The 15,445-nt window shown below is 65.8% G+C and carries 12 protein-coding genes; 2 read left to right on the forward strand and 10 right to left on the reverse strand.

From position 1 onward, the window contains the following. Window positions 1–8: 8 nt before the first annotated feature. The 10 genes from ACGFNJ_RS05150 to ACGFNJ_RS05195 all read right to left on the reverse strand — a co-directional run bounded on the left by ACGFNJ_RS05150 (window position 9) and on the right by ACGFNJ_RS05195 (window position 13,441). Entirely contained in the window at window positions 9–764 is a 756-nt protein-coding gene (locus ACGFNJ_RS05150) for a FadR/GntR family transcriptional regulator (protein ID WP_393443477.1), read from the reverse strand. Between the two features lie 89 nt (window positions 765–853). After that, window positions 854–2,068, reverse strand: coding sequence for an MFS transporter (locus ACGFNJ_RS05155; RefSeq protein ID WP_393443479.1), 1,215 nt, complete (start codon window positions 2,066–2,068; stop codon window positions 854–856). 41 nt (window positions 2,069–2,109) lie between these two features. Further along, window positions 2,110–3,654, reverse strand: a complete 1,545-nt coding sequence (murJ, locus tag ACGFNJ_RS05160) for a murein biosynthesis integral membrane protein MurJ (RefSeq protein ID WP_393443481.1) — start codon at window positions 3,652–3,654, stop codon at window positions 2,110–2,112. 235 nt (window positions 3,655–3,889) lie between these two features. Further along, window positions 3,890–4,552 (reverse strand): hypothetical protein, encoded by a 663-nt coding sequence (locus ACGFNJ_RS05165; protein WP_393443483.1) that lies wholly within the window; start codon window positions 4,550–4,552, stop codon window positions 3,890–3,892. Beyond that, window positions 4,549–6,225 (reverse strand): ABC transporter family substrate-binding protein, encoded by a 1,677-nt coding sequence (locus ACGFNJ_RS05170; RefSeq protein ID WP_393443485.1) that lies wholly within the window; start codon window positions 6,223–6,225, stop codon window positions 4,549–4,551. Before ACGFNJ_RS05170 ends, ACGFNJ_RS05165 begins: the two co-directional genes overlap by 4 nt. 30 nt (window positions 6,226–6,255) lie before the next feature. Further along, window positions 6,256–7,935 carry an ABC transporter family substrate-binding protein gene (locus tag ACGFNJ_RS05175; RefSeq protein ID WP_393443487.1) on the reverse strand — a complete coding sequence of 560 codons (1,680 nt, stop codon included), beginning with the start codon at window positions 7,933–7,935 and terminating at the stop codon, window positions 6,256–6,258. Window positions 7,936–7,968: 33 nt separating this feature from the next. Further along, window positions 7,969–9,651 (reverse strand): ABC transporter family substrate-binding protein, encoded by a 1,683-nt coding sequence (locus ACGFNJ_RS05180; protein ID WP_393443782.1) that lies wholly within the window; start codon window positions 9,649–9,651, stop codon window positions 7,969–7,971. A gap of 18 nt (window positions 9,652–9,669) precedes the next feature. Then, window positions 9,670–11,550: a dipeptide ABC transporter ATP-binding protein gene (locus ACGFNJ_RS05185; protein ID WP_393443489.1), complete on the reverse strand. Its 1,881-nt coding sequence runs from the start codon at window positions 11,548–11,550 to the stop codon at window positions 9,670–9,672. Beyond that, window positions 11,547–12,467, reverse strand: a complete 921-nt coding sequence (locus ACGFNJ_RS05190) for an ABC transporter permease (RefSeq protein WP_393443491.1) — start codon at window positions 12,465–12,467, stop codon at window positions 11,547–11,549. The genes ACGFNJ_RS05185 and ACGFNJ_RS05190 overlap by 4 nt, the downstream gene beginning before the upstream one ends. Further along, a complete protein-coding gene (locus tag ACGFNJ_RS05195) occupies window positions 12,464–13,441 on the reverse strand; it encodes an ABC transporter permease (RefSeq protein ID WP_393443493.1) in 978 nt (325 codons plus the stop codon). Before ACGFNJ_RS05195 ends, ACGFNJ_RS05190 begins: the two co-directional genes overlap by 4 nt. Window positions 13,442–13,597: 156 nt before the next feature. On the opposite strand from ACGFNJ_RS05195, the gene ACGFNJ_RS05200 reads away from it, so the two are divergent. Both ACGFNJ_RS05200 and ACGFNJ_RS05205 read left to right on the forward strand, forming a co-directional pair. After that, window positions 13,598–14,479, forward strand: coding sequence for a hypothetical protein (locus ACGFNJ_RS05200; RefSeq protein ID WP_393443495.1), 882 nt, complete (start codon window positions 13,598–13,600; stop codon window positions 14,477–14,479). Between the two features lie 69 nt (window positions 14,480–14,548). Further along, window positions 14,549–15,388 carry an HAD family hydrolase gene (locus ACGFNJ_RS05205; RefSeq protein ID WP_393443497.1) on the forward strand — a complete coding sequence of 280 codons (840 nt, stop codon included), beginning with the start codon at window positions 14,549–14,551 and terminating at the stop codon, window positions 15,386–15,388. Window positions 15,389–15,445 lie beyond the last annotated feature (57 nt).

Raw genomic sequence — 15,445 nt, forward strand, 5'->3', positions numbered from 1 at the left:
TAGATCAATCAGTGTCCGCTGAGGACAGCGATCAGAGCGGTGGTCGCCGGCTCGAGCAGGGCCCGGGCGGTGTCGGCGGCCTCTTGCGGCCTGCCCGCATCGATGGCGGCGGCCAGTTCGCGGTAGGCCCCGACGTTGCCCACCTCGGCGGACATGATCGGCGCCAGCGCAACGAGCGCGGGTTCATACGCGGCACGCAGCATGTTGAACATCAGCCGGAACACGATCGAGTCGGCGGCATCGACCACGTGATCCCAGAAGTCCATCGCATGTCGCTGCTGCTGCACCGGATCGGTATCTGCCGCAAGCGCTTCCACGCTGTCCGTCAACGCGGCGCGCACCGATTCGCGGATCCCGTCGGCGGTGCTCGAATGCTGATCTGCGTGGGTCGCGGCCATGCGCGCCGCGGCGAGCTCGGCCACCTTCGGTCCGTTGTGCAGCCGCGCCTCGAGAATGCTGCGCGCCACCGCTGGATCGAGCTCCCCGCCCTGCACCAACAGCCGAGGCAACACCTCGAGTCCTGCCCCCCGTCGATAGTCCAGCACGGTCGTCGCATCCCCCTGCCGAACCGAAACCAGCCCGGCCGCTGCGAGCCGCTGCAACGCCTCCCGCACCGCGGGCCGCGAGACCCCCAACGCCTCAGCCAACTGTCGCTCACTGGGCAAGGTCGCCCCAGGCGCCAACTCCCCACTCAACACATCCGCCGCGATCTGCTCGAAGACATCCCCCGACACTGACCGCTTGACCACAGGTTGCAACGCCATACCCCCCACTCTGCGCTACCAAAGGTAAGGAGGTCAAGTGGTCAGACCAATTTGCTCGGAGTGCCCCGTGACCACGGTGCGCAGGGATGTCAGCTGGGCCGAGTACGCCAGGGAAGGAGAAGTGAGCTGGTCAGAAGGGCGACGGCAGCGCAGCCGAGCGCGAAGCGAACGCTGGTCGCGGCAGCGAGGGCACCGCCGAGGGCGATGAACACCGGTTGGCAGGTGCGCGCACTGACCGACCAGGCGATGCCGACTCGGGACATGTGGCGGTCATCGGTGGCACGCATACGAAACGCGGTGAACACCGGGTTGAACACGCCCGCGCAGCACAGCAGCATCGTCTCGGCCGCAACGATGACGACGAGCCCGGCGACTCCTGGCGGAGCGAGCACGACGAAGCCGAGCCAGCAGGTGCGCAGCCCGCCGAAGCCGAGCAGGACGGTGCGCGCACCGAGCCGGGCGATCAGCCGCCCGGTCAGCAGGGAGCCGACGATCCCGCCGAAGGTCGGGATCCCCAACGCCAGCCCGTATTGCCAAGGGGCGAGGCGCAGTTCGCGCAGCATGAGGATCGCCAGCAGCGGCCCGGAGAGCCGGATCGCACCACCGAAGACCATCGCGTTCCAGAACAGCGCGTGCAGTGCCCGGTGCCGGAAGATGTACTCCCACCCGGCGCGGATGTCGGCGGCCCAGTGGCGTTCCACGTCCGCGACCGGTGGCGGCGGCTCGGGTGTCCGCATCGAGCGGATGCCCAGTGCGGACAGCAGATAGCTGATCGCATCGATCAACACGGTGACACCAGCCCCGAACCACCCGATGAGTAGCCCACCGATCGGGGCGCCGACACCGCCCACCGTCCAGAACGTCGTCTCGAAACGACTGTTCGCGGCGGTCAGCATCGACTCCGGCACCAGCGATTTGAGGTGCGCCCCGCTGGCCGCACTGAAAACCATGGTGCCGAGCACCTGCACGGTGGTCACCAAGCACAGCTGCCAATAACTGAGCATTCCGAATGCCATTGCGAGCGGGACGGTTACGAGCGCCGCGAAGCACAACAGGTCGGCCCCGATCAGCACCGGCCGCTTGCGGCGGAACTCCACGAACGGTCCGAGTGGCAGCACGATGGCCGCGCTGACCACGGCCGAGAGCGCGGCGAGCAGCGACACCCGAAAGTCGGACGCCTGGAGCACGATGATCGCGATCAACGGCAGCGCACCCGCCCCGAGTGAACTCCCGAGCTGGCTGACCGTGAACGCGCCCCACAACCGACGAAAGTCCTTGGGAAGCTGCACTTCCTCCGTCAGCACGGGAACAGGTTAGTCCTGCCGTGACCGTGCGTGGGAGCGGCTCACCGGGTGAGTAGCGTTCGGGCGGTGCGGATTTCGGGGATGCCGATCAGGTGGGTGGCCAGCAGGAAGACGGCGGTACCCACGGCGGCGCCTGCGCCGAGTGTGGCGAGTTGGTCGAGGGTCGGGGTGCGGATGGTGTGCTGTATCAGGGCGATGGCGGCCAGGCCCGCTGCGCCGGCGAGGGCCGTTGCCCAGATCACGCGGTGGACGGTGACGGCAACGGCGGAGAAGCCGAGCAGGCCGTGCCTGCGGCGGAGCAGGATATGGCCGATGGTGGCGCCTGCCACGTAGGCGAGTGAGCTTGCGACGCTGAGCATCACGATGACGAGCTCATTGGGCAGCATGGTCGCCGACACGGCAAGCACCGTCACCTTCGTCAGCACCATGCCGATGTTGATCATCGTGGGGGTGCGCGTGTCGTTGTCCGCGTAGAACACTCGCATCTGCAACATGACCAGGGCGAACGGTGCGAGCCCGAAGGTCGAGCAGGCGACGGCGGTACCGATCAACCTGGCGGCGTCGGCGTCGACCCGGCCGGTGAACACCAGTTCGGCGAACTCGGGTCCGAGCAGGCTCATCGCCATCGCCACCGGTATCAGCGCGGCACAGAGATAGCGGGCGCCACGGGAGAGATCGGTGAGCACCGCGGTGTGGTCGCCCAGGGCGGCGGCGCGGGAGATGCGTGGCATCAGCACGGTCAGCACCGAGGCGGCGAGAATGCCGTAGGGGACCTGGAACAGCAGCTCGGCATAGGTGTAGATGGATACTCCGCCGTGGTCGAAGGCGACCCGCATGGTGACCGCGACACCGATCTGGCTGATCCCGGCGTACAGGAGGAGCCAGCCGAGGACGGGTAGTCCGGAGCGGACCGGACGCCAGGTGTACGGCAGCGGCCGCACTCGCCAACTCCACGCGAATCCGTTGCGCCGCAACGCCGCAACCAGCCACCCGGTCTGGCCGACGATGCCCGCGGTGGTGCCGACGCCGATCGTCAGCACCTGGGCGGTGGTCATCGAGGCGGGGGTGAGGGTGACCGGGCCGGGAAGCAGCACGAACACCGCGCCGGTCAGCATGACGATCACGTTGTTCACCACCGGCGCCCACGCCGCCGTCGCGAAACTGTCGCGGACGTTGAGCACCGCGCTGACGACGACACCCACCCCGTAGAAGAAGATCTGCGGCAACAGCAGATAGGCCAGCCAGGTGGCGAGCTGCCGCTGCGCGGCGTCGGCGACGAACACCCGGACGACCAGCGGCGCGCACAGCACCGTGAGCACGGTGACGGCAAGCAACGCCATGACCGCGGCGACCAGCACGCGCTGAGTGAACTCGCGAGAATGCTTGCGGCCGTGGCGACGTGCCCTGGTCAGCACGGGAACGACAGTGCTGGCGAGCACGCTGCCGAGCAACAGTTCGTAGATCATGGTCGGCAGGTTGTTCGCGCCGTTGTAGGCGTCGCCGACGGCGGCGGTGCCGAGCACCGCGGCAATCACGAGTGTCCTGGCGAAGCCGGTTACCCGGCTGACGACTCCGGCGAGCGCCACCTGTCGACCCGCCCGAGCCAGCCCAGCCGCATCCGAGTGGGCACCAACACCTTTCAGTGCGACGGGCACGGTCGCGCGCCGCGTGGGTTGTTGGATCGGCAACGGTTGCGTCGCAAAACTGCCGTAGTCGTGCACCACATCCCCCTCGACACCGGTATCTCGACCCCAACCAGGCTACGCACACGACCTCACACCCGTTCGACGGTGCCGCGGCACGGCGACGGTGCTGAGCTGGTCAGCTGGGGTCGGAGCCGCGGATGGCAGCGAGCCAGAGAGCCGCTGCAGCGGCGACGGTGGTTGCGGCGACGAAGGTGATCAGGGTGCCGCCGTCGACGTAGATCCACATGAGGGCCGCGAAGGGTGCGGCGACGGTGGGCTGTGCGTCGAGCAGGAGACGGCGGTGGATGCGAGTGGCTGTGGTCGTCAACGCGGGAGCGTCCGGCGCGGGCATGGACGGGTTGTCGATCAGCCTGCCCGGCGGTTCGGTGGCGCGGATGCGGCCCGCCGGATAGAGGCGATGACCTGCCACGGACAAGGATCGGTCGGTGAGGTCCGCGCGAGACTCGGTCAGTGTGAGCAGCATCGGGTCGAAATAGACCGGCACCCACCGCGGCCGGCCGGTGCCGCTTATCTCCAGCCAGGACCGGCTGACCAGCCGATGCTGCTGCCGGATGCGGGAAATGCCCACGGAGCGCGGCGTTCCCGACGGCCAGAATGCGAGACCGCCCAGTGCGACCGCGATCCGGTAGCCGGAGTACCCGATGATGCCGAGCGCCACCGTCGCCAACATCGCCACCTGGTCCGAATCGCCGAACGGCGCCCAGGCGAGACATACCGCCAGGGCGCCGATCGTCACGATGATCGGATAGGCCAGGGGGCGGCCCGATCCGAAACTCACTTCAAGAAGCCGATTTTCGTGTAGTCCAGGGAGGCGAGGCCCGCCGCGCCGTAGTTGGCGAGGTTGGCACGTACCGCGACATTGCCCGCGGACTGCATCAGCGGCAGCGAGAAGCCCTCTTCGAAGACCTTGCGATCGATCTGGTTCGCCAGCTCGATGGCTTTCTCCGGGTCGAGTTCCGAGACCGCCTGCTCGATCAGGTTATTGAGTTCCGGCGAGCCGATCCGCCCGTAGTTGCCCTGCAGATCGTTCGGGTTGTATCCGTAAATCTGGAAGAGGCTGCCGAGCGGGAACGGATCGCCGATCCAGCTCCACTGTCCGGCATCGAAGTCACCCGGCTGGATCACCTCGGTGAAGAACCCCTTGCCCGGTTTGGTGTCGATGTTCAGCTTGACCCCGACCGCGGCAAGGTTCTGCTGCATGATCTGCGCCATCTGGATCCAGGTGTCGTCCTGGTACATCACATCGCGGATCTCCAGCTTCTTGCCGTCCTTCTCGCGGACATCGCCGTTGAGCTTCCACCCGAGTTCATCGAGTTCCTTTGCCGCGGCGGCAGGATCGAACCCGAGACTGTTGTCCTTGTACCCCTTCTGCCCCTGCAAGTAGACGTGGTTGTTCAGCGGCTTCGGGTCCTCGACCAGTCCGTTCTGGATCGCCGTGACGATGCCTTGGCGGTCGATGGCCTTCGAGATAGCTACGCGCAGTTTGGGATCCGCCAGGATGGAGCCGGGAGCTCCGTTGAAGGTGAGGTGGCTCCAGCCGTTGCCCGGCGCGCGCCGGATGGCGACACCGTTGGTGCTCTTCGCGGTCTTCAACTCGTCGCGGGTGCCGATGCCGACCGCGTCGATTTCATTGTTCGTCAGGGCGGGAATCAGCGCCGACGAGTCGAGGACGCTGAAGGTGATTGTGTCGAGCTTCGGCTTGGCGCCCCACCAATTGGGGTTGTGGCCGAGCACAATTCGGCCCTGGCCGCGATCGGTGGACTGCACGATGAACGGACCAGCGGTCGGGCCGACCGCGTCGACCAAGCTCTTGTTGAACGCCTCTGGCGTTGCGGTCACCGACTTCGGGTACAGGAAGCTGTTGCCCGCGAATTGTCCACGCCAGTCGGCATAGTGCGTCTTGAAGGTGATGATGGCTTGCTTGTCGTCGACGCCACGTTCGACCTTCTCGACCCGATCGAAGCCGTTGTTGAGCGCGATCAGGAATGTCTTGTCGACGCCGCTGAGCGCGTTGGCTTGGGATTGGATGTCTTCCCAGGTGATCGGGGTGCCGTCGGACCAGACGGCTTTCGGGTTGATTGTGTAGGTGACCTGCTGCGGCTCGGTGTTGGTGAGCTTGATGTCGGTGAAGTAGTCCGTATTGACCGTGAGATCCGCCGCTGCGTCTGTTGTGAACGCCCGCGGCATCATCGGCCGCAAGACGCCCGCGATCTCGTAGTCGTTGCCGTCGTTGGACAGCGCGTTCCAGTTCGCCGGGTATGCGGAGATCGCAAGCCGCAGATTGCCGCCGTCGCGTAGGTCGCCGACATCGTGCGGGTTGATGTCGTTGGTCGAGCCGATCTCGGCACGGGCGCCTTCCGGCGCGGCCTCGTCGTCGCCACCGCAGCCCGCCGCGAAGAGCGCGAGCGCGAGCAGCGGTACCGCGATATATTTCGAGCTACGTATTCTCACTGAACGTCCTTCCGTTCATGAAGCCCGGACTCACTTCAGGAAACCGATCTTCGTGTAATCCAGGGACGCGAGCCCGGCCGCACCGTAGTTCGCCAGGTTGTCGCGAACCGCGACATTGCCGTGCGATTGCATGAGCGGCAAGGAGTGTCCCTCCTCGAAGACCTTACGGTCGACCTTGTTGGCCAGCTCGATTGCCTTCTTCGGGTCGAGTTCCGAGATGGTCTGTTCGATCAGGTCGTTCAATTCCTGGGAGCCGATTCGGCCGTAGTTGCCCTGCACGTCGTTCGGGTCGTACCCGTAGATCTGGTTGAGGCTGCTCAGCGGGAACGGATCGCCGAGCCAAGTCCACTGCCCGACGTCGAAGTTGCCCGGCTGAATTTCCTTGGTGAAGAAGCCGGACCCGGCCTTGGTCTCGATGTTCAGCTTGACCCCGACGGCGGCCAGGTTCTGCTGAATGATCTGTGCGATCTGCACCCAGACGTCCTGGTTGTACATGACGTCACGGATCTCCAGCTTCTTGCCGTCCTTCTCGCGGACATCGCCGTTGAGTTTCCAGCCGAGCTCATCCAGTTCTTTGGCGGCCGCGGCAGGGTCGAAGCCGAGGCTGTTGTCCTGGTAGCCCTGCTGGCCTTGCAGATAGACGTGATTGTTGAGCGGCTTCGGGTCTTGGACGAGGCCGTTCTGCATGGCGGTCGCAATGCCCTGCCTGTCGATGGCCTTCTGAATCGCCACGCGCAGTTTGGGGTCCGCGAGGGGGGAGCCAGGAGCGCCGTTGAAGGTGAGGTGGTTCCACTGGTTACCCGGTGCGCGGCGGATCGCGATGCCGGGGGTATTCCGCGCGGTTTTCAACTCGTCCCGGCTCGCCAGACCCGTGGCGTCGATTTCGTTGTTCTGCAAAGCGGGAATCGTTGCTTCGGCGGAGAGCACGCTGAAGGTGATGGTGTCGAGCTTCGGCTTGTCACCCCACCATTTCGGGTTGTGGCCGAGGACAACTCGACCTTGTCCCCGGTCGAGGGATTGCACAAGGAACGGCCCCGCCGTCAGCGTGATCCCGTCGACCTGGCTCTTGTTGAACGCCTCTGGCGTTGCGGTCACCGACTTCGGGTACAGGAAGCTGTTGCCCGCGAATTGTCCACGCCAGTCGGCATAGTGCTTCTTGAAGGTGATGATGGCTTGCTTGTCGTCGACGCCGCGTTCGACCTTTTCCACGCGGTCGAAGCCGATGTTGTTCGCGATCAGGAATGCCTTGTCGGCCCCGCTCAGCGCGTTGGCTTGGGATTGGATGTCTGCCCAGGTGATCGGTGTCCCGTCGGACCAGACGGCCTTGGGATTGATCGTGTAGGTGACCTGCTGCGGTTCGGTTTTCGTCAGCTCGACGGCGGTGAAGTAGTCGGTGTAGACCGAGAGATTTGCCGCCGCATCGGTTTTGAACGCTCGCGGCAGCATCGGCCGTGACAACGCGAGGGTGTTTCCTTCGTTACCGTCGGTGTGCAGGTTGTTCCAGTTCTGCGGCAGCGCGCTCAGCGAAAGGCGCAGGTTGCCGCCGTCGCGCAATTCGCTGACGTCTTTCGGATTGATGTCGTTGGTGGTGCCGAGCGCCGCCGCCGAACCTTCCGGTGCCTCCGCGTCGTCTCCGCCGCAGCCCGTCGCGACCAAGGCGACCGCCATCAGCGGAATCACCAGCCGTGTTGTCATCGAACGGATCCGCATGGATGCGCTCCTTTCCGCAGGAATGCTGCGTTCTTACTTCAGGTAGCCGATCTTCGTGTAGTCGTAGGACGCGAGCCCAGGCGACCCGAAGTTGGCGATGTCGGCGCGCACGCCCCAGTTTCCTTCGGACTGGGTCAGCGGCAGGGAATGCCCTTCCTCGAAGACCTTGCGGTCCACCTCGTTGGCCAGCGCGATGGCTTTCTGCGGGTCGAGTTCGGACAGCATGCGATCGATGAGGGTGTTCAGTTCGTCGGATCCGATGTGGCCGAAGTTGTTCTGCCAGTCGCCGGGGTTGTAGCCGTAGGTCTGCGGGATGCTGCTCAGCGGGAACGCGTCGCCGACGAAGACGAACTGGGTGGCGTCGAAATCACCGGGGATGACGACATCGGTGAAAAAGCCTGCGCCCGGCTTGGTGTCGATGACGATCTTCACGCCGATCTGCGCGAGGTTCTGCTGAATGATCTGCGCGATCTGCACCCAGGTGTCGTCCTTGTACATCACGTCACGGATGACCAGCTTGCGGCCGTCCTTTTCGCGGGTGTCGCCGTTGAGCTTCCAGCCGAGCGCGTCGAGTTCCTTGGCGGCGGCGGCCGGATCGAACGGCAGGCTGTTGTCCTGGTAGCCGGCCTGGCCCTCCAGGAAAACGTGGCTGTTCAGCGGTTTCGGCTTCTCGACCAAGCCGTTCTGCACGGCGGTGGCGATGCCCTGGCGATCGATCGCCTTCGAGATCGCTACGCGCACTGCGGGATCGGCGAGAATGGAACCCGGTGCGCCGTTGAACGTGATGTGCCGCCAGCGATTACCTGGCGCCCGTCGAATGACGACACCCGAGGACTTCCGCACCGTCGTGGTGTCGTCGAGAGTGCCGAGCAAGGCCGCGTCGAGCTCGTTGTTCTGCAGCCCGGCCACCCATGCCGTGCGATCGAGCACCGAGTAGGTGATGGTGTCCAGCTTCGGCTTGTCGCCCCACCATTTCGAGTTGCGGCCCAACACGATTCGGCCTTGCCCACGATCAGTGGACTGCACGAGGAACGGTCCGGCGGTCGGACCCATGTTGTCGACCAGGCCTTTGTTGAAGGTCTCCGGATCCGCGGTCACCGACTTGGGGAACAGCGACATGTTCCCCGCAAACTGCCCCCGCCATTCGGCGAAGGGCTGCTTGAACGTGATGACGGCCTGCCGGTCGTCGACCCCGCGCTCCACCTTCTCCACCCGATCGAACCCGACGGTGATGGCGATCAGGAAGCGCTTGTCCGTGCCGTCGAGCGCCTTCGCCTGCGAGCGGATGTCCTCCCAGGTGATCGGATTGCCGTCGGACCACACGGCTTTCGGGTTGATCGTGTAGGTGACCACCTGCGGGGACGTGCTGGTCAGCTGGACATCGGTGAAATAGTCGTGATTGACGGTGAGCTCGCCCGCCGCGTTGGTGTCGAAGGCGCGCGGCATCAACGGTCGTTCGATGTCGGCGATCTCGGCCTCGTTGCCGTCGGTGGCCAGGGTGTTCCAGTTGGCAGGGAACGAGGTGGTGGCCAGCCGCAGATTTCCGCCGTCGCGCAGCTCATCCCGGTTCTTCGGGTTGATGTCGCTGCTGCTGCCGAGCGAGCTGGAGACACCGGCGGTCGATTCGGTGTCACCCGAACCGCAGCCTGTCGCGATGAGGCCGACCGCGACGACGGGTATCGCCCATCGCAGTGCACGCGTGCTCCTCGCTCGAATCCCCATCGCGCTCTCCTTCTATCGGCTGACGGCAGGCACCGGTACCGCATCGATCAGTTTCCGGGTGTACTCGTGCCGAGGATCCGCGAAAATCTGTTCCGCCGGACCGGATTCGACGATCTTTCCGCGATACATCACGGCGATGTCGTGTGCCAGGTTGCGCACCACGGACAGATCGTGCGAGACGAACAGGTACGAAAGCCCGCGCTCGACCTGCAAGGCGCGCAACAGATTCAGCACGCCGGCCTGGATGGAGACGTCCAGCGACGACACCGGTTCGTCGAGCACGAGGATGCTCGGGTCGAGCGCGAGCGCCCTGGCGATGCTGATGCGCTGCTTCTGACCGCCGGAGAAGTCAGCGGGGTAGCGCTCGGCATGATCGCGGCGCAGGCCGACCTGTTCGAGCAATTCCGGTACCCGGCGGGCGATCTCGTCGGCGGAGCGGCCGTCGATGCGCAGCGGTTCGGCCACCGCGTCGAAGATCGGCAGGCGCGGGTCCAGTGAGGCGGTCGGATCCTGGAAGACGATCTGCATCTTCCGGCGGATGCCGCGTTTCTGTGTCTTGGTCAGGGTCGCGACGTCGCTGCCCATGATCTCGATCCGGCCCGATTCCGGCGCGACCAGTTCCAGGATCTGGGTCAGCGTTGTCGACTTCCCGGAACCGGACTCGCCGACCAGTGCCAGCGTGCGGCCCTCGCGCACCTCGAAGCTGATGCCGTCGACCGCGCGGATCTCGCCCTTGCGCCTGCGGATCAGGATGCCCGAGGTGATCGGGAACGTCTTCACCAGTTCCGAAACCCGCAGCACCACCCGGTCCCCGGTGTCGGCCTCGCTCTGCGGTTCGTCCACTTCGTGCCGGTAGGCCTCGAACAGCGCGTCGGTGCCGACCTCAGCGGTGCGGATGCAGGCGGCCGCGTGTCCGGGGTTGGTCTTCTCCAACGGCGGCTCGGCGACCAGGCATTCGGCGATCGAGATCGGGCAGCGCGGCGCGAACGAGCAGCCAGGCGGCAGCGCGTGCATGGCGGGCGGTGCGCCGACGATCGGGATGAGCGGCGTGCGCGGTGGCCGGTCCAGCCGCGGGATGGAGCCGAGCAGGCCCACCGTGTACGGCATCCGAGGAGCGTTGAAAAGCTCTGTGGTGGTGGCGGTTTCGACGATCTTGCCCGCATACATCACCGCGACCCGATCGGCGAGCGTCGCCGCGATGCCCATGTCGTGGGTGATCATAATGACGCCCGCACCGGTGATATCGCGCGCTTTGCGCAGCAGGTTCAGGATCTGCTTCTGCACCGTGACGTCCAGCGCGGTGGTCGGCTCGTCGCAGATGATCAGCGCGGGATCGTTGGCGATCGCCATGGCGATGACCACCCGCTGGCGCATGCCGCCGGAGAACTCGTGCGGGAATGCCCTGGCGCGCACCGTGGCATCCTCGATGCCGACCAGCTCGAGCAGGTCGACCGCGCGCTTGGCCGCCTCGGTCTTGCTCATATCGCCGTGTGCCAGTAGGGCTTCGGCGATCTGCTCGCCGACCCGGTACACCGGGGTCAGCGCCGACAGCGGGTCCTGGAACACCATGCTGATGGAACTGCCACGCAGCCTGGACAATTCGCGATCGCCGAGACCGAGCAGCTCGCGGCCGCGCAGGCGGATCGAACCGGCGATACGCGCCTGCTCCGGCAGCAGCCCGATCACCGCAAGCGACGACACCGATTTGCCGGAGCCGGATTCGCCGACGATGGCGAGCACCTCGCCGTCGGACACGGTGTAGTTGACGCCGCGCACCGCATCGATGCGGCCCTCCTCGCTGGGGAAGGAGACGCGCAGGTCGGTCACCTCCAACAGCGGTGCGGTGAAGTTCTTTTCGACCGTCGCCTTCTCGGTGGGGTCTGCGCCCGTCATACCTTTGCCTTCTTCTTCGAGCGGGCCCGTGCGGCGGAGGGGTCGAACGCGTCGCGCAGTCCGTCACCGACGAGGTTGGCGCACAACACGATGGTGATCAGCACGCCACCGGCGAACAGGAACAGCCACGGATAGGTCAGCGCCGATTTGGTGCCCGCCGCGATCAGCGAGCCGAGCGAGACATCCGGCGGCTGCACACCGAAACCGAGGAAGCTCAACCCGGTTTCGGACATGATCGCCGCGCCGACGGCGAGCGTGGTGTCGATGATCAGGATCGAGGCGATGTTCGGCAGCACGTGGCTGAGGATCACCTTGCGGGTCGGCGCGCCCATATACCGTGCGGCCTTGATGAATTCGCGGTCGCGCAGGCTCAGCGTCATGCCGCGAACGAGGCGCGCGCTGATCGGCCAGTTGAACACGCTGAGCAGCAGGATGAGCAGCAGAATCGACCCGCTGCCCTTGGTCTTCGGCGCGAACAGCGCGATGATGATGAAGCTCGGTATCACGAGCATCAGGTCGATGACCCACATGGCCGCCCGGTCGGTCCAGCCGCCGATCAGCCCGGCCGTCGCGCCGACGGTCGCGGCGATGATGGTGGCGAACAGGGCAACGCAGAAACCGATGACGAGTGATTTCTGCATGCCGCGCAAGGTCTGGGCGAGCACGTCCTGCCCGATCTGCGTGGTGCCGAACGGGTGCTTGGCACTCGGCGGCTTCAGCAGCGCGGTGTAGTCGAGCTGCTGGTAGTCGTACGGAAGCAGTGGCGGCAGTGCGAAACTGGCGATGAACAGCAGGATCAGGACGACCGCGCCGATCACGGCGGGTTTGTTGCGGAGGAACCGCCGCAACACCAACTTGCCACGGCCTGCGGCGGCAGGCTCGGGCGCGCCTTGGACGATGATCTCGGCTTCGGTCATTGCACACGCACCCTGGGATCGAGCAGAGCCAACACGACGTCGGCGAGCAGCCCGGACACCAACACCACGAATCCGGAGAACGCGGTCACCGTGACCACGGGGTAGATGTCCTGGGCGTTGATCGAGTCGACGAGCCACTCACCGACGCCGTGCCAGCCGTAGATCTTCTCGGTGAACGTCGCACCGGTGATCAGGCCGAGCAGACTGTAGGAGAACAGTGTCGCCATCGGGATCAGCGCCGTGCGCAAGCCGTGTTTGTAGAGCGCTTTGCCGCGGGTCAGACCCTTGGCACGGGCGGTACGAATGAAATCGCTCTGCAGCACGTCGAGCATGGCGTTGCGCTGGTAGCGGCTGTACCCCGCCATGGCGCCGAGGGCGAGACCGGCCGTCGGCAACACCATGTGTTGCGCCCGGTCGAGCAATTGCGGCCAGAAGCCGTCGATCCGGTTGGCCGAGGTCTCGCCGGTGTAGAGGAATATTTGCGTCCCGGTGAGCGAATTTATTTCCAGCGCACCGTACTTCAGCAGTGTCGCCAAGAGGAACACCGGTGTGCTGAGGACGAGCAGCGCGATGATGGTGGTGAAGTAGTCGCTGAATTTGTACTGCCGGATCGCGCCCGCCGCGCCGATCAAGACGCCGAGCACCGTGCCGACCAAAGATCCGATGATCAGCAGCCGCAAACTCACCATCGCCCGGCGCGGCAACTCCTCACTCACCGGCTGACCGGCAAGCGTCGTGCCGAAATCCCCTTGCGGGATTCCCTTCAACCAGGTGATATAGCGCTGCGGGATCGGATCGTTGAGATGCAGCTCTTCAGCTTTCGCATCAATGACCGATTGGGGTGGTCGCGGGTTGCGCTGTTCCAGACTGTCCAGCGGCTTGAACGTCAGTGACGCCAGGCTGAACGTCAGGAACGACGCCAGCAGCAACAGCACGACATAGTGAAGCGCGCGTCGTAGCAGGAAGCCGGTCATCAGTCCTCGTGGTCTTTCGGCTGGATGGACCAGCGTCGAGTATTAGCCCCTGATCATAAGGACGTAAACCCGGTCGCGCGTGGCACGCGACGTTCGGGCATGTCCATTATTCTGGCGGCACGGGAGCGCGCGGTTCGACGCGCGGGAGGGGACGTCATGAGTAATCCGCAATATCCGGGTGGGTACACCCCGTATCCGGCATATCCTGCCGTCGGATCGCCGCCGTCGGGCGCCACCGCGATCACCGCAGGAGTACTCGCCGGCGTCGGCGCCGTCGGCCAATTGTTCGGCGGCGCACTCAATATGGTCGTCGGGATCGTCGACTTCGAGAGCCTGATCGGTGAGTACGACACCGGCGGGGTGTTAGGGCAAAGCTGGTTTCGGACCTGGGCCGTCGTGAGTGGCGTTGTCGGAGTGGTGACGGGGGTGCTGCTCGGCGTCGGCACGATCGCGTTGTTCAACCGGAAGCGGTTCGGGCGACTGCTCATCGTGGTCGGCTGTGCCGTGGCGATCATGGTGGGGATCGCCGGATTCGTGATCGCTCAGTCCATCGACAGTTCGCGGAACAGCACGCTCATCAATGGCGGCAGCGGACTGTTCGCGCTGATCTTCCCCATCGCGACCGCGATCCTGCTCCTGGTGCCTGCGACGAGCCGCTGGCTGGCCCACGTGCCCGGCGCGACGGCACAGTACGGCCCCTATCCGCCGCAGGCCGCGCAGTTCCCATCGCAGCCTGGCCGATACGGCGTGCCGCCGACCGGTCAGCAGCCCGGTGCCGCGGTGCCCGATCAGAACGCTTGGCAGCAGCCGCCGTCAGGGCCGCAGGCGTGGGGCGCGCCCGTCGCGCCGGAGAACGCCTGGTCGCAGCCGCCTGCCACCGAACAAGCTCCGTGGCAGGCGTCGGCCGCGCCGCCGGCGCAGCCGGCTGACGTGGCACCTACCCAAATGGCTCCGTGGCAGCAGTCGCCCGGGGTGCCACCGGCCGCGCCGACTCCTGCCGAGGGCAACGGCCAGTCCACATGGAAGCCCGCCCCGTAGGTTCGAACACACGCCCGCGGCCACCTTCCTGGCGATACGCCGGGCACGACGGGATGGTTGTCGTGCAGGATGGAATGGGTGACCCTCCTGCACCTGCCCAAGCCGAAGATGGTGGCCACCGATGTCGACGGCACCCTCATCGATCACGACGAGCGGGTCACCGCGCGCACCAAGGCCGCGGTCGACGCGCTGATCGGCGACGGTGTGCCGTTCGTGCTCGCCACCGGACGCCCGCCCCGCTGGATTGATCCGGTCGTCAACGGACTCGGCTACGCGCCGCTGTGCGTGTGCGGCAACGGGGCGGTGATCTACGACAGCGCCACCGATCGGGTGCTGGCCAGCATGACGTTGGATGTGGCGACGCTGTCCTTGCTTGCGGACATCGCCGAGCAGGCGCTGCCGGGGTGTGGTCTCGCGGCCGAACGGGTCGGGGCAAGCGCGCACGACGCGGTCACCCCGCAGTTCGTCAGCTCCCCGCTCTACGAGCACGCCTGGCTGAACCCGGACGACACCTCGGTGGCCAGGCACGAAGTCATCGACGCGCCCGCCATCAAGATGCTGATCCGACTACCCGGCGCGCGCAGCTCCGAGATGCGCACCGTGCTCGCGCCGCTGATCGGGGAGCGCGCCGACATCACCTACTCCACCGAGCACGGGCTGATCGAACTGTCCGCGCCCGGCGTCACCAAGGCGTCCGGTCTCGCGCTGGTCGCCCAGCGCCTCGGTGTCGAGCCGACCAACATCGTCGCGTTCGGCGATATGCCCAACGACGTCCCGATGCTCACCATGGCAGGCCACGGCGTCGCGATGGCCAACGCGCACCCCGAAGCCATCGCGGCCGCCGACGAGGTGGCCCAATCCAACTCCGACGACGGTGTCGCCCGCGTCCTGGAACGCTGGTGGGTCTGAGCGTTCCCAAAAGTGCAGTGCCGTAAACGAACTCGGAGCCCGCGGCCGGTGACGAGG

This window comes from Nocardia sp. NPDC049149 (assembly GCF_043197455.1).
Lineage (GTDB): Bacteria > Actinomycetota > Actinomycetes > Mycobacteriales > Mycobacteriaceae > Nocardia.

Coding starts and splice junctions, on each gene's coding strand:
- ACGFNJ_RS05150 (WP_393443477.1), bottom strand. CDS start 764: ATGGCGTTGCAACCTGTGGTCAAGCGGTCAGTGTCGGGGGATGTCTTC.
- ACGFNJ_RS05175 (WP_393443487.1), bottom strand. CDS start 7,935: ATGCGGATCCGTTCGATGACAACACGGCTGGTGATTCCGCTGATGGCG.
- ACGFNJ_RS05185 (WP_393443489.1), bottom strand. CDS start 11,550: ATGACGGGCGCAGACCCCACCGAGAAGGCGACGGTCGAAAAGAACTTC.
- ACGFNJ_RS05190 (WP_393443491.1), bottom strand. CDS start 12,467: ATGACCGAAGCCGAGATCATCGTCCAAGGCGCGCCCGAGCCTGCCGCC.
- ACGFNJ_RS05195 (WP_393443493.1), bottom strand. CDS start 13,441: ATGACCGGCTTCCTGCTACGACGCGCGCTTCACTATGTCGTGCTGTTG.
- ACGFNJ_RS05200 (WP_393443495.1), top strand. CDS start 13,598: ATGAGTAATCCGCAATATCCGGGTGGGTACACCCCGTATCCGGCATAT.
- ACGFNJ_RS05205 (WP_393443497.1), top strand. CDS start 14,549: ATGGAATGGGTGACCCTCCTGCACCTGCCCAAGCCGAAGATGGTGGCC.